This window comes from Tsukamurella conjunctivitidis, assembly GCF_007858475.1.
Lineage (GTDB): Bacteria > Actinomycetota > Actinomycetes > Mycobacteriales > Mycobacteriaceae > Tsukamurella > Tsukamurella conjunctivitidis.
Genome location: NZ_VIGX01000303.1, coordinates 1 through 522 on the forward strand (window position 1 = coordinate 1; position 522 = coordinate 522).

Below are 522 nucleotides of genomic sequence, written 5' to 3' on the forward strand. Positions count from 1 at the left end.
TTGCGGGCGCGTCTCACCACGGTCACTTGAGCTCCACCAGTGAGCTCTTGGTGACCGCCCTGCTCGAGCGCATCGAGGAGCACTGCTATCCCCGATGGCACGGGACCGTCTGCGACGATGACAATCTGGTCGGGGGGAAGGGTCTGGTCTGCCCCCACTGAGCGCAATGCCCTGGTGAAGTGGCTGGGCACGTCGCCGTGATAGACCGGAAGGAGCACACTGAACTCAGGCACGTCCCGCGCCCCTCTCGATGGCCTTCACCTGTTCGGCCACGGGTGTGCCCGACAGCACCGCGGATGTGGACCGGGGCGCATGCAACGCCTGGGCGACACCGCCTGCAAGCTGTCGGAGCATTCCCCTCCTGTCCTGCGCTCGTCTGAGCATCCCCGCCCAACGCACCAGCGTCGCACCGGAGAAGGTGCAGGTGTCCAGCAGTCCGAATGAGTGCGTCCGGGTGAACGTCCAGATCTTGTTCCGTACCTCGTTGACGAAGCGCGGACCCGGATCCGCGGTCGAGTTCCC

At 65.7% G+C, this 522-nt stretch carries 1 protein-coding gene and 1 pseudogene; both read right to left on the reverse strand.

What is annotated here, in order from left to right; all coding sequences use genetic code 11:
* Nucleotides 1–233: pseudogene (locus tag FK530_RS26500) on the reverse strand (hypothetical protein); the annotation flags it as partial.
* Nucleotides 226–522 (reverse strand): hypothetical protein (locus FK530_RS26505; RefSeq protein WP_205124289.1); only part of this gene is annotated, 297 nt, incomplete at its 5' end. The pseudogene FK530_RS26500 and the gene FK530_RS26505, both read right to left, overlap by 8 nt.